Genomic DNA, 13,805 nt, shown 5'->3' on the forward strand with positions numbered 1-13,805 from the left:
CGCCCGGTACAGTCTACGGCAGTGAGGCAAGGCTTGCCTTATACGGCCAGGACTGGCCCCCCACACGCACCTGTTACCGCCTTGAAGGACATCCATGAAACGTCTCCGATTCACCCGCTCAGCGGTTGCCGCTGCGGCCACCGCCAGCCTCCTTGCGCTCACCGCATGTGGGGGCCAGACTGCCGCTGCACCAGCTGCGCCGTCTGCAACGAGCACTGTTGAAGCCCAGTTCCCCAAGACCATCGAGCACGCGCTTGGAACGGCCGAGCTGACGTCCGTGCCGAAGCGCATCGTGACGCTCGACCCCAGCTACACCGATGCCGCCCTCGCGCTCGGTGCCGACGTCGCGGGTTACGTGATCTACCGCAAGGGCGATGCCGCGTTCCCGTCCTACCTCGGGGACGTGAGCGCCCAGACCAAGAACGCCGCGAATCTTGGCTCCCTCGCCGAGCCGAGCCTTGACAAGATCCTCGAAGCGCAGCCGGACCTCATCATCTCGGCGAAGGTACGCCACGAGGCGCTCTACCCTCAGCTTGCAAAGATCGCCCCCACCATCATGTCCGTCTCCACCGGCCCGACGTGGAAGCAGAACATCGTGATGCTGGGCGGTGCGCTCGGCAAGAAGGACAAGGCCGAGCAGATCATCCAGGCGTACAAGGACCGCGCCAAGAAGGTCGGTGAGGCGATCCTCGCCAAGAACCCGGGCCTGACGTACTCCTACGTCCGCTTCGCGGGCGAAGACACAGCGCGCCTTTACTCAAGCACGTCCTTCTTCGGCGAGATCATGACTGACGCCGGCATCCCGCGTCCGGCCGGGCAGCCGGACTCGACGGAGAAGATCTTCGTGCCGCTCTCGCAGGAGCAGCTCCCGGCCGCTGAGGCAGGCCTCATCATCACGTCCGCGTTCGGCCAGAATTCCGGCGAGGGAGAGAAGTCCCGCGCCCAGATGGAAAAGTTCATGGCCAACCCGCTGTGGGGCACGCTCAAGGGCGAGGTCCTGAACGCTGATGACATGGTCTTCGCCAGCTCGGTAAGCCTGCAGGGCGCGAACGCGGTCCTCACCAAGCTCGCCGAGAAGTACGGCGTGGACCCGCACCTGCCGAAAGCCTGACGGCTCGATACGCCTGAGTCTGTTTCAGGGGGCTGCCGTCCCGCCGGTAGTGGACCCGAGGGAGGCGAGAAACGCCGTCGTATCTTCTGCCACCTGATCCGGGCACTCCCACAGCACCATATGTCCCACCTCGGGGTAGACCGTCAGCGCCGAGCCGGGGATCCGGGCGGCCAGGGTTTCCTGGTCGCCGCGTGGCAGCAGGCCGTCCTGGGCGCCCCACAGGATCAGTGTGGGGGCGTGGATGGTTCCCGATTCCGTGGGTGGTGTGGCCTCGCACAGTCCGTTCAGGATGGCTTTCCAGGCGCGGGCGGGCATTTTGAGACCGTCACGGATGCGGTCCTCGATGAACCAGGCGGGTACCTCGTGCAGCAGGGGAAACCAGGACAGGGAGTCCCGGACCCAGCCCTCGTCGAGGGGGTCGATCAGCTGGTCCACTTCGTCGGCGAAGGGTGCCCGCCCGTGGAGGCTCAGGGGACAGCCCACCAGCACCAGTGCAGCGACGTTTTGGGGGTGGGCAACCGCCAGCTGCTGGGCAACGTAGCCGCCGCTGGAGGAGCCGACGACGGCGGCACTCGGCACGTTGAGGGCGTCCAGGATCGCTGCGGCGTCCTCAGCCTGTTCCGCCAGGGAGTAGCCGTCCTCCGGTTTGTCCGCCTCGCCTTGCCCGCGGAGGTCCGGGGCGTAGACCCTGAAGCCGGTCAGCAGGGGAATGAGGCGGTCAAAGCTGCCGCGGGATTCGCCCCATGCGTGCAGCAGCAGCACCGGTTTTGCGTCGGCGTCGCCGTGGACGAGGCACGGTACCGTGACGCCTGTGCTGAGCCTGAGATGCCGGACTTCGGAGTCCATAGATTCAGGCTACGCCGCGTGCCGCTCTCGGTTTACCCCACGCCGCTCAGCCCGTCAGCGGATCACCCGGTAGCGCACGTGGGTGACGAGGCCGGTGCCGCTCACTTCCGTGGGCTCCAGCGTGAGGTTCGCGACGCCGTCGAGCAGCCGTTCGCCGGCTCCCAGGAGCATTGGCGATGTGTGGAGCCGCAGCTCGTCGATCAGGCCAGCCGACAGGTATTGCTGGGCGGTCTTTGCTCCGCCGGCAATGGCCACGTCCTTGCTACCGGCGGCCTCCCGCGCCTGGGCCAGCGCCGATTCGATCCCGTCGGTCACGAAGTTGAACGTGGTGCCGCCCTGCATCTCCAGGGGCTCGCGTGCATGATGCGTGAGCACAAACACCGGTGCGTGATAGGGCGGCTCCTCACCCCACCATCCCCGCCAGTCTGCATCCCACACCCCGGGGCCGGGTCCCGCGAACATGTTCCGCCCCATGATGAAGGCACCGGCCGCGAGGATGCCTTCGATCGCTGCCGCATTGGCCTCGCGTTCCTCGAACTGCCACCGGTGCAGGAGCTCCCCGCCCTCGCCCAGAGGTTCCGTCCGGCTTTGGTTCGGGCCTGCGAGGAAGCCGTCGAGGGAGATGGTCAGATCGCACGTGACTTGGCTCATGCGCCCCATACTGCCACCCGGTCACGGCCCCTGTGTAGGGCCCGTCTGTTCGATGGTGACGGTGCCGGCGTCGCCATCCACGCGGATCTGCTGACCGCTGGTGAGCCTCTGGGTGGCCACTCCGGTGCCGAGCACGGCCGGGATGCCGTACTCCCGGGCCACGATGGAGCTGTGGCTCAACGGGCCGCCCACATCGGTCACCACGGCGGAGGCCATGGCGAACAGCGAGGTCCAGGCCGGAGTGGTGACGCGGGCCACCAGCACCTCGCCGGGTTCCATCAGGGCAAAATCCCGGGGCCCCCTCAGGACGCGGGCCGGAGCGGTGACCCGGCCCGCGCTCGCGCCGGTGCCCTTGATGATGTCGCCGGGCTGGTGCTGCGAGCCCGCGGGCATCATGGACCCGAAGGCCTTCTCCATCCACCGGCTCTCCGGGAGCAGCTGCGGTGCAGCGGCCTTCACCTGGCCCCGCCACAGCATCTTGCGCTCCTCGACGGCGGCGGCGCGGACGGGCCCGGCGGCTCCGGTAATGGCCACTGCCGCCGATGCGCCCGGCGCGGCCAGGCCGAACTCGACGGCGCTGTGCAGCTCCTGGTGCCGCAGCCAGAACACGTCGGCGGGCTCGGCGATGACGGCGGAGTCCACCAGCCGCTGTCCGAGTTCGAGCAGCATCCGCCGCAGCAGCGGCCACGCCAGGCCGACGTCGGCCAGCGCGTCTTCGCGGATCGGTGCGGTGTTCTGGGCCCAACGGAGCACACGGAGGAACGCGGCCCGGCGGCGCGGCCCGAGCCGGGCGCTGATCCGGCCGGTTTCGATCTCCCGGCGCTCGGCCGACAGCCGCTGCCGCTCGTGCGGGTCAGCACCTTGCCCCCGCAGGTAGAACTTGACCGCATCCAGCAGCGCTGACGGATCGTCGGCAGGCACCGGGCTGGCGAAGTCCAGGTTGTACACCGCATGGCCGAACCGGCCCACGTGGTCCTGGAATCGGGGACGCCACTGCTGCCACAACCGCTCAGCGAACCCGGCAGGCGGGAACCCCGTGCGCTGGGACTCGGCCAACGCCGTCGTCGGTTCATGCAGGATGGCAGAAGCCAGCCCGGGGACGCTGCGGGCCCACGCTGCGAGGTCGTACAGCGATTTCTCCGCCCGGATGGGTTCGCTGTCGTAGCCCAGGATGAACGTCAGGGCGGGCGGATCTCCTTCGCGCCGGACGACCTTATCGTAGTAGGCCCCGAAGGAGATTTCGCTCATCGCGGCGAGCGGAATGACTGACTGCACGGCTGTGTAGTACACGGTGCCGGCGTCCAGCAGCGCCTGCACACCCTCCAGCAGTTCCACACCCGTGCGCTCCGCGACGGGCTTCGCAGACCAGTCTTTGATCACCTGTTCGTAGCGGGGATGCGAAAATTCGCGCCAGCCGGCCACCCCCATGTGCGCTTTGCCGCGGGCCAGCGCGCCTACCGCGGTCAGCGCCTTGCCCATCACCCGCATCATTCCCGAGGTGCGGTAGTAGTAATAGGCGTAGCCGTTGATGGTGGGCAGTCCCACGTCGCCCTCGCGGATGACGTTCTTGCCCACGGCCTCGGCAAGCAAGGCTCTGACCGACCGGGCCACCGAGCCGTCAATGAGGTCGGCGAACAGCGGAGAAAGCGGGTCGGGCAGCTGTTCCACGATGCTCGCCCGGAAGTACATCCCCTTCGGATACGGCACGGGCCAGGTGTCCGGGGTGTCGGCCGACGGTTCGGGCAGCGCGGTGATGGGCCGGGACTGCAGGATGAAGAACGCGTCACCGGTCCGCGCCCACTCGATGTCCTGCGGTGCCCCGAAGTGATCGGCGATCCGGGTTCCGTGGGCGGCCAGTTCGGCTGCCGCATGGTCATCCAATACGGGCTGACGACGGCGGTCCGCCGGCACCGGTTGCTCCCGGGTGCCGTTTTCCGCGTAGACAGTTATGACCGCTTTGTCAGCTGTCCGTCGCGACAGCACAGAGCCCGTCCCGGCGTCGACTACGAGGTCATCCGTGGTGACCGTGCCGCTGACCACGGACTCGCCCAGGCCCCACGCGGCGCTGATCACGGTCTGGTCGCGACGCCCGTTGGCCGGATTGGCGGTGAACATCACCCCGGCGGCCTCGGATTCGACCATCCGCTGGACCACGACGGCGAGGCGCACCCTGTCCGGTCCGATGCCTTCGCGGGCCCGGTAGGCCATGGCCCGCGCCGTCCACAGGGAGGCCCAGCAATCGATGACCGCCGCGGACAGCGCCTCGGCCCCGCGGACGTTCAGGTAGGTTTCCTGTTGCCCGGCGAAGCTTGCCGAGGCGAGGTCCTCGGCCGTGGCGGAGGAACGCACCGCGACGGCGGTGTCCCCGCCGCCGAGAAGCCCGTAGGCAGCGCCGAGTTCCGCTGCGATGGCGGCCGGCATGGTGCCGCGGGTGAACAGGGCGCGGATCCGCTGCGAGGCGTCCGCGTAGTCCTGTGGCGTGGCCTGCGGCGGCAGGGTTGCGAGTTCCTGGATGCCCGCCTCGAGGTGATTGGCCTCCACAAAATGCGAATACGCTGCGGTGTTCAGCACAAACCCCGGGGGGACCGGCAGCCCGGCCTGGATGAGGCCGCCCAGTCCCACGGCCTTGCCGCCGGCCACGGCGATGTCGCCTCGCCCCACATCGCCCAAGTTGTTGACGAAAGTCATGACGGCGCGTCCTTACTGCCCGGCTGGGGCTCCTGCAGCGAACTTGGTTCTCCACATACTGGCACTGCCGCAGACGAGAGGCCATAGACTCGGGGGCATGTCAGCTCATGGGGGATGCAGCCTGTTCGTTGTGGCCGCTCTGGCCATTTCGCTTGCGGGGTGTGAGTACAGCGGCCCGGATGAGCAAACGGCTCAACCGACCTTCCCAGTCTTAACGCCGCAGCCCCGGTCCTTCGAGGAAAACGCCGATGAAGTAGTGCGTCTGCTCGGGGCGCCCGCATCGGATCCCGGGATGCCGTCGGAGGCAGAGCCGGCCGGGAAGCTTTCCCTTGTCCTGGCGCCCGGAGACTATGTGGTCACGGGCGCCTGTGCCGGCGTCTACGGGGCCAAGCTCACCATTGTGAAAGCGACGGGGTGCCGGAAGCGTCGAAGGTCGCATGTAACGGGCAAGTGTTCACCGCGTCCGTGCTGCTGCCCACCGCGGGAGTGGACCTGACCATGAGCCCGGGCGGTGGCCTGGACGCCCGCTTCGCCTACAAGTTCGTTCCGACCGCATAGCCGTGTCTTTGGATTCACTCCCGCCGTGGTCCACATAAGCTCGATACATGGGCAAAAACCAGCACAGCGAGTTGGAAGGGCAGACCTCCATCAACGAACTGCTCGACAAGCCCATCGGCGACACCCACATCCAGCTGGTGCTGCCCATCCATGTCCAGCTCCGGCCGGGGGAGTTCCGCCGGGTTTCCTGACGCCGTGGAAGGCGACCACAAGAAGTACGACGGCGGCGCTTGGGCCGGGTACCGTAGGCCGCCTCCGCGCATGAGACAGGCACTCACCGAAATCCGAACAAACCGACAGGGACAACCATGACCTACGTGCGAAAGCTGACCTTCAACCTCAGAGTGCGTGGGCTAACGGAACCTGAGATCGCCGATGTACTTGATGAGGTGCGGGCACACGAGGCCGCCGCCGGGACTCACGCGGAAGCCGAATTTGGCACGGCCGAGGAGTACGCGAAGCAGTTTCCCAAGAAGAAGAGGCGGACATGGGGAGGCATCATCACGCTGGTGGGCTTAGGGATAGCGATCGCCTACGTCCTCGTTGTGGTCCTGCTGATGCTCCTCGTCAGGATCGACATTCGCGAGTTCGTCGGCCCGGTAACGCTCCTGCCGGCCACCGGGGTGATCCTCGCCAGTGTCCTGGCCGGGGTTCCTGACCGACTACTTTCAGCCGGCGAAGAGCTCCCGCGCTAAGTTCTCAACGAAGATCGTCCGCGGTGGAGGCGAGTTTTCCAGGCTCTTAGCGGACCTTCCTGACTTTCAGGCTGCGTCTTCTCGCCGGAGTTCCAGAGGTCTGGTCCGCGATCCGGCGGAGGCGGCGCCAGCGGATGCCGTTACGGAGGTGGGCCTGGTCCGTGGGATGCGCTGGATGTACCGGCCTCGATGCACTCCTACGGCGCCGAGTCTGAAGGATAACGACCACCGTCACGCCCAGCCACGCGAATGCTGCCCCGATGACGAGGAAAACCGCCGGGATCGTGTCCATGATCAAGTTTAGATCCGAATCCGTAAGTGCACTTACTAAACTCGGGCACCTGGCCTGTGTTTGAGTTAGAGACATGGCCTCGATACATGCGGACGAAGTTAACCTCGATGAAGAGATAGTCCGTCGACTCATTGATCACCAGTTCCCGGATTGGGAGCACCTGGCCCTCTCGCCTGCTGGGGAAGGCACAGACAATCGCATGTTACGCCTGGGTGATGATCTGGTGGTGAGGTTGCCGCGTACGTCCGGCACCGCAGCCGATGTGGCCAAGGAACAGAAATGGCTGCCGCGCTTTGCGCCGCACCTTCCGCTCAGTATTCCCGAGCCTGTCGCCATCGGCAGGCCAGATGAAAGCTACCCGTTCCCTTGGTCGGTCTACCGGTGGGTCGACGGTACAGAGTTGAACCCGGACGGTGAGCAGGATCTATCCCGGCTCGGCCGGGACTTGGCTGGCTTCGTCCGCGACCTCCACAGCCTCGACCTCATGGGCGCACGGCGGGTGGAGCCGCTGTTGTCGTACCGTGGCGGCAGTCTGCAGGACCTCTCCACCGGGACGTTAGAGAACCTCGATGCCTGCCGCAGAATAGGAGGACTCCACTTGGATCTCGACCGCCTGCAGTCCATCTGGCAAGCGGCGATGGAACTCGATGAACCGCAGCTTTCGCACACCTGGATGCACACCGACCTCAAGCCCTCCAACCTCCTGGTCCGAAACAGCGTGCTGGTGGGCGTGGTCGATTTCGGCGGCCTCTCGGTCGGTGCTCCGACCTGCGAGCACGCCGCGATCTGGGATCTCCCGGCCGAAGCCAGGCATGCGTACGCCGAGGAACTGGGCCTCGACAAAAACACGCGGATGCGCGCTCGTGCCTGGGCGTTGGCCATCTCGCTGTCGGGGGTTCCCTATTACTGGTCCACCTGGCCGGACTTTGCACAGGAATGCGTTCGCAGGCTTCAACTGATTCTGCGGGACACGGACGAGGTGTAACGCCGAGACCCGGCAAGTATCCCGATAAAACGGATCGGTTTACGGAACGCCTCAGGTGTACATCAGGGAGCCGGGGGTGGTGAGTTTTTCGCCGGTTTCCAGCCAGGTCTTCAGGCCGGAGAGGATCATGGGCCAGCCGCCGTAGAGCTGGTCGTTGGCGCCTTCGCGGAGCTGGTCGTGGGTGACGGTGAGGTGGCAGGAATCGGCGACCGGTTCGACGGCTTCGCCCACGCCAACTGCAACGAACCCGACAAAGTCCGCCTGCCTCACGGCTGCTGAGACGCGCCAGTACAACAACCAGTCCTGGGTTTGCACCATGGGCAGCGATCAGCGCCTGGTGTGGATGACGGAGGCTGACTCCAAACGGGTTGTGGCCGAAAAGCTGCGGAAAAGGCTGCGGCGGACAAGGCAGCATCCACGGCATTACACATGGGACGCTAAGTGCGGAACCCTTCCGGTTTGGACAACGATTCGGGAAGCCACGCTGCTGGTGTGAAAATCCTGGGCCTACAAGAGACTGAAGGATCCACCCTACAGAATGGATCCGTTGCGTGGCATTCTGGTCGTGTGGGAAGTCAACGGAGCCTTCCCTTTGCGGGAAGGGTCAGGACATGAGAACCGTCGCAGCACTTAAGGATCTCCAGCCCGCCGACCCCGCCCTCTGGGGGAGAAAGGCAGCCGCACTCGCCCGCCTTGCGAAGGCTGGCGATTTCAAGATCCCCGCCGGGATCGTCCTCTCCGCCGACGGCACGGACTTCACACCGGAGGAACTCGACCTGGCGGACAGGTCAGTCCGCGACTTCCTCGGGGACGTCGACCTCGCCGTCCGCTCCTCCTCCAGCGACGAAGACACCGCAGAGGAGTCATCAGCCGGTAAATACACAACAGTCCTCGGAGTGCGGGGCAGGGACGCGCTGGCCGCAGCCGTCCGGGATGTCCTGGACTCCGCGGACGGCGCGCCCATGGGAGTTCTCATCCAGGAGCTTGTCCACGCGGACGCTGCCGGGGTGGCATTCAGCGTCAACCCCGTCAGCGGTGCCAGGGACGAGGCGATCGTGAACGCCGTGCCCGGGCTCGGCGACCGGCTCGTCTCCGGTGAGCTCACCCCGCAGTCATGGACCGTGAAAGCCGACGGCACCGCCTACAGCGACGACGCCACCGACGCGATCAGCCCGGATGATGCCCAACGCATCGCCGAGCTCGCGCGGAAGGTGGAAGCCGCCGAAGGCGCTCCCCAGGACATCGAATGGGCCCTCGCCGGCGGGCAGCTCTACCTGCTGCAGGCCCGACCCATCACCACGCTGGTGGAACCGGTGCAGGTGCCGGTCATCGTGCCGCACGGGTACTGGGAACGCGAAACCACCCATGCGGCCACCCCGTCCACACCGATGACAGCCTCGATCGTGGACATCACCCCCGGCATGCAACAAATGGCCGAGCGCTTCGGTCTCATTGCGCAGTTCGACTTCCGCGAGATCGGCGGCTGGACGTACATGGGGATGCTCCCGCTGGGGATGGAGCCCCGAAGCGACAAGACCCCGCCCCTGCCGGGCTGGGCGCTGGCCCTGATCCTCCGCCTGGTGCCTGAGGGACGGCGCCGCATCCGCGCCGCACGGCAGCAGCGCGAAGAGGACCTCACCATGCGCGTCGTCGACGAATGGAACGACGGCCATGTGCACCGGCTCCGCGCGCGGATCGAGAGCCTCAGGGACAAGGACTTAGGTGGCCTCACTAACGGACAGCTGGCCTCCCATCTGGCCGCGATACGCGAGTTCCTGGCCGAAACGGTGCCACTGCACTTCCTCACGTCCATGCCCCAGTTCCTCGAGACGACTCGTCTCGAGTTCTTCTGCGAGGAGCACCTCGGGTGGGACTACCCCGAGGTTCTGAACCTGCTGGCTGGCACCTCCGAGATGTCCTCCGAGCCGGCCAGGGAACTTCGCCGCCTTGCAGACCGAAGACTCGATCCGGCGTCGAAAGAGCGGGCCTTGGAGGAGTACCGGCGCGTCTATGGCGCACGAGTTCTCTCCATCGAGCTTGCCGAGCCAACTTTTGGGGAGTGCTCCGGGCTCATCGCCGCGCAGCTCGAAGCTATGGAAGGCGCCAGCAGGGGCGACCCGGCGTCGGAGCAGCGGCGGCTGCGCGAGGAGACCGCGGCCCGGGCACGAACCCAGCTGAACGGCCAGGCGCTGGAAAGATTCAACACCCTGCTGGAGCGTGCCCTCCGGGCCTACCCGCTCAGGGAACACAACGTCTTCTACACGTTGGACTCCCCGTTGGCGCTCGCGCGGTACGCGGTCCTCGAAGCTGGCCGCAGGATGCAGCGCGCCCGTGCGATCACGGCGGTCGATGACGTCTTCTACTCCACTGCGGATGAAGTCCAGGAGTGGCTGGGCGGCAAGTCCGGGGACGTGCGAACCGCCGTCCGGCGCAGGCGCGGCGAACGTGCCTGGATCCTTGCCCATCCCGGACCGGCGAGCTACGGGACGCCCCCGCCGCCCCCTCCGAACACCAGATGGCTGCCTGCCGATGTGCGCGAAATGATGGAGCTGATGATGCGCGCCGGCGAGCGGATAGTCGCACCGGAAGAGAGCTCCCGGGCACAGGCGGCGGACCAGGGCATCCTGAGGGGCACACCGGCGTCGTCCGGGACTTACACGGGTTCGGCACGCATCATCGCCAGCGAGCGGGAGTTCTCCCGGATCCAGCCCGGCGACGTGCTCGTCTGCCCAACCACGCGGTCCTCCTGGTCGACGGTTTTCGCAACAATCGGCGCTGTCATTACCGACGCCGGCGGCGCCCTGTCCCACCCGGCGATCATCGCCCGCGAACAGCGGATCCCCGCTGTAGTCGCCACGGGCAACGCCACGAAGATTATCCGCGACGGGGCCCTAGTCACGGTCAATGGAACGACTGGGGCGATCACTCTCCACAACTGACAGCCCTTGGCCTGTCCTTTCAGCACGAGGGGTGCCCGGAACCCGCCGAGGGCGGTTCCCCAGGTAGAGGTCGACGACGGCCCTTACGTCACCCATCAAAGCAAACTGTTTGTGCCCTTGTGGATGCCAGTTATTTGGAACTCGCTGGGGCCCCTGCATCCGCTCACAGGGCCGCGCGGAGCGCCGCTGCACCGGCCGGCGTAGCGGGGCAGGCTCAGGCATGGATTCGCCAGGACCAGGCTCGCCAGCCTTTTCGGCGTCCGGAGGGCATACCCGGTCGCGATGATCGTCCCCCACGACTGGCCGAGGAGGTGGACCGGGCCCAACGCGAGGCCGTCAAGGATCCTGCCCAGCTCGTCAACCAGGCGTTCGTTGTTCCACATTTCGATTTCGTCGGGAGTATCCGATTTTCCCGCACCCAACTGATCGTAAAAAACCACTGGCCGCTCATCGGCCAGGGCTTCCAAAGGTTCAAGATAGTCTTGGGTGGCACCTGGGCCGCCGTGAACAGCGACCAGCGGTGTGGCATGGCCGTCACCGACGACGCGGTACCAGACACTGCCACCGGGAACCTTCAGCCGGCCCTCCCGAACATCTACTCCAGCGGGCATGATCCACCCCGAAAATGAGTAAGTCAGCGCGAGCAGCGCCATCTTCTTCCGATTAGACTCCCGATCTGCCAGCCGGTCAACGACGTGATGCTGGGCCGGATCAGGGTGGCCTGCTGGCGGGGGAACGGTCCTCAAACGAGGGACCTGAGGAACGCCGTCGTATCCTGTGCCACCTGCTCCGGGCACTGGTTGCGGCTGAGCCGGGACCGGTGCCGGTGCGCCCTCCTGGATGCCGTCGTCGGCCCGTACGATTCGGCAGCGCTCTGATTGGTGGAGGACACCTTGAGCGACGGTGCCAAAAGTGGCACCATTGCTTTGCACTCATTACTTTGGCGAGCCAAGATCTGGCACTGGCAGCCACAACGCAATCTTCAAGATGCCATGGGAGGGTGATCCCAGAATCAATCTTCAAAACAAGCATGGCAAGGCGAAGCCCTACCAGGTGAAGCAAGCCATAGCCGCCATCGATCGGAGTAAGGAGAACTAGCGTTCCTTGGGGGTCAGAACTTTGATGTTTGTCTTGAGTTTTAGGCAGCGTTTTTCATCCGGGCGTCGTCGATGTAGCCGTTGATGTGGCGGTCGATGGTGGCCAGGGCCTGACGTAGTGGTGCCGGTGCCGGCGGTTTGTCGGCGGCCAGCAGTGGTCGCAGGAGCCGGTTGTGGACCTTGGTGTAGAACAGGGCAACGCGTTGGCCCTCGGCCGTGAGAATGTAGGTGTTGCTGTGTGGCCGGCGTTCGATGAGTCCGTTGCGGCGCAGGCGTGCGAGGTCGTAGCTCATTTGGTTGGCGCTGTAGCCGCTGTCCAGCAGATGGTTCACCCGGGCACGCAGGCTCCGATGGGTGAATCCGAGGGCGGTGAGGCTGATACATAAGGCGCCGAGCAGGGCCATGACCCGTGGATCGCCGAACCGCAAGGCCGCGGCCCTCCTGCCATCCTCGGTGAGGGTGGACTGTGCGACCCGCTCAAAGGCTGGGCTCGCAAGGACACAGCCCTGCCCGACACGTTCAGTATCGAGCAGGCGGGCGTTGATGTCACGGGCTTTTGTCTGCAGCTCGTCCAGATGTTCCAGGCGGCGGTGGCAGCGTAGGTCATCGGGCGAGTTCACGACGGTTTCGATACGCAGTGCGCGGCCGTCTTTGAGGTATTGCTTGACGCGGGAGTGTTTGTAGAACGCGTTGACGGTGACGTCGGTATCCCGGGTGACAATTTTTGTCTTGCAGAGTCCGGGGTCGGGCGGGCGTCCGGGGCGGCTGTGGGGCGCATGCCCGGTGAAGATCAGCTCGACGCTGTCGGGTCGGCCGATATCGAGGTTGTCCGCGACGAGTGCCTCGAAGAAAGCGCGGGCTCGGCGGGGCGCGTCAAAGACCAGGGTCCTGGAGATCTCGATCTGGCGCATGGACAGTTCCCACCAGTACCCGGCGTCCGCGTCGTGATCGGTCAGCGGCAGCGGCAGCACGGCGAGCCAGCGCTGGAAGAAGACCTCGATGGTGCCCGGGCCGAGCCGGTCACAGATCTCCTGCAGCGCCTGCGGATCCTCGCAGGTTGCGAACCCGTTGGACAGGGCGGTGAAGGCGATCCCGGCCTTCACGGCTTGGCGTTTGGCCCACTCGTGGCCGTTGACCCAGACCTTGATCGGATACGGGAAGTAGGCGGACACCTTGATGAATGCCGGACCGAAGTCGGTGTCCCAGAGATAGAAGTAGAAGCACGTGACCCGCCGGTCTGCCTTGTGGAAGCCGAAGCACGGGATTCCGTTGGTGCCCTGGCGTTGGGTCGAGGCGAAGACGTTCTGGTATTCCTGGGCCACGCCGATCGCGGCGACCCCGGACCGGCCGGTCCTCTCCTGGGCGGTCAGGTGCCGGCGCATCACGTCTATCTTCCGGTCTTCCTTGGCGAAGCGGATCAGCGGGATGTGGTTGTCCTCGGCGAAGGAATTCACTGAGCGGCGGAAGTTGGTGCCGATCTTTTCCAGGATCGCCGGGGAAGGGATCCGATAGCCCAGATGCCTGGTCATGAACGAAACGACCTGGCCACCGACCTGCAGGGTCGGGACGTAGCCGTTGAGATAGATCCGGTCCAAGCACTGGACGTCCAGGGCCACGTGGCCCTCGAGGACCTCATTGACACCAACCACCACAATCACCGCATCCCCTAAGCGCGCCTCCGATACCACCAGAATGCACCGCAGCAGACCGGGCGTCATCAGCGACAGCCAGCCACCCACCTCGGCGGTCAGAGGCGTAGCCTCACTGGATGTCCACTCGAAATGTATCCGCTCCGTCCAAAGTTGCACAGTACCGTTACTCAGTGCAGTGGTCACCAGAGGACGAGGAGTTCGTCGCCAGTGTCCTCGAGTTCCCTTCGTTGTCGTGGCTGGACGAGGATCAGTTCGAGGCTCTCCGTGGCATCGAACGTTTAGTGTCCGCTG

10 protein-coding genes and 1 pseudogene are annotated in these 13,805 nt (G+C 65.7%); 5 read left to right on the forward strand and 6 right to left on the reverse strand.

Going from position 1 to position 13,805, the window contains the following annotated elements; all coding sequences use genetic code 11:
- Positions 1-94 precede the first annotated feature (94 nt).
- On the forward strand, positions 95-1,111 hold the full coding sequence (locus AC3IT0_RS05235; RefSeq protein ID WP_489322719.1) for an ABC transporter substrate-binding protein: 1,017 nt from the start codon (positions 95-97) through the stop codon (positions 1,109-1,111).
- 24 nt (positions 1,112-1,135) lie between these two features.
- Here the strand turns inward: AC3IT0_RS05235 and AC3IT0_RS05240 are convergent, their stop codons facing one another.
- The 3 genes from AC3IT0_RS05240 to AC3IT0_RS05250 are packed head-to-tail and all read right to left on the reverse strand — an operon-like array spanning position 1,136 to position 5,296.
- Complete coding sequence (locus tag AC3IT0_RS05240) at positions 1,136-1,957, reverse strand: alpha/beta fold hydrolase (RefSeq protein ID WP_489322720.1); 822 nt, start codon at positions 1,955-1,957, stop codon at positions 1,136-1,138.
- A gap of 54 nt (positions 1,958-2,011) precedes the next feature.
- Entirely contained in the window at positions 2,012-2,608 is a 597-nt protein-coding gene (locus AC3IT0_RS05245; RefSeq protein WP_489322721.1) for a dihydrofolate reductase family protein, read from the reverse strand.
- Between the two features lie 21 nt (positions 2,609-2,629).
- A complete protein-coding gene (locus AC3IT0_RS05250) occupies positions 2,630-5,296 on the reverse strand; it encodes a PEP/pyruvate-binding domain-containing protein (protein ID WP_489322722.1) in 2,667 nt (888 codons plus the stop codon).
- Between the two features lie 605 nt (positions 5,297-5,901).
- Here AC3IT0_RS05250 and AC3IT0_RS05255 point away from each other — a divergent pair.
- The 3 genes from AC3IT0_RS05255 (at position 5,902) to AC3IT0_RS05265 (ending at position 7,826) form a co-directional block, all read left to right on the forward strand.
- Positions 5,902-6,045 carry a hypothetical protein gene (locus tag AC3IT0_RS05255; RefSeq protein WP_156380336.1) on the forward strand — a complete coding sequence of 48 codons (144 nt, stop codon included), beginning with the start codon at positions 5,902-5,904 and terminating at the stop codon, positions 6,043-6,045.
- A 117-nt stretch (positions 6,046-6,162) separates the two neighbouring features.
- Positions 6,163-6,549, forward strand: a complete 387-nt coding sequence (locus AC3IT0_RS05260; RefSeq protein WP_489322723.1) for a hypothetical protein — start codon at positions 6,163-6,165, stop codon at positions 6,547-6,549.
- Positions 6,550-6,914: 365 nt separating this feature from the next.
- A complete protein-coding gene (locus AC3IT0_RS05265) occupies positions 6,915-7,826 on the forward strand; it encodes an aminoglycoside phosphotransferase family protein (protein WP_489322724.1) in 912 nt (303 codons plus the stop codon).
- A gap of 51 nt (positions 7,827-7,877) precedes the next feature.
- On the opposite strand, the pseudogene AC3IT0_RS05270 reads toward AC3IT0_RS05265, so the two are convergent.
- Positions 7,878-8,045, reverse strand: a pseudogene (locus AC3IT0_RS05270) (ArsR family transcriptional regulator); the annotation flags it as partial.
- 392 nt (positions 8,046-8,437) lie between these two features.
- On the opposite strand from AC3IT0_RS05270, the gene AC3IT0_RS05275 reads away from it, so the two are divergent.
- On the forward strand, positions 8,438-10,765 hold the full coding sequence (locus tag AC3IT0_RS05275) for a PEP/pyruvate-binding domain-containing protein (protein ID WP_489322725.1): 2,328 nt from the start codon (positions 8,438-8,440) through the stop codon (positions 10,763-10,765).
- A gap of 95 nt (positions 10,766-10,860) precedes the next feature.
- Here the strand turns inward: AC3IT0_RS05275 and AC3IT0_RS05280 are convergent, their stop codons facing one another.
- Both AC3IT0_RS05280 and AC3IT0_RS05285 read right to left on the reverse strand, forming a co-directional pair.
- Positions 10,861-11,376 carry an alpha/beta fold hydrolase gene (locus AC3IT0_RS05280; protein WP_489322726.1) on the reverse strand — a complete coding sequence of 172 codons (516 nt, stop codon included), beginning with the start codon at positions 11,374-11,376 and terminating at the stop codon, positions 10,861-10,863.
- A gap of 527 nt (positions 11,377-11,903) precedes the next feature.
- Positions 11,904-13,670 (reverse strand): hypothetical protein, encoded by a 1,767-nt coding sequence (locus tag AC3IT0_RS05285; RefSeq protein WP_489322727.1) that lies wholly within the window; start codon positions 13,668-13,670, stop codon positions 11,904-11,906.
- Between the last annotated feature and the right edge of the window lie 135 nt (positions 13,671-13,805).

This window comes from Pseudarthrobacter sp. KH_020_B, assembly GCF_057840185.1.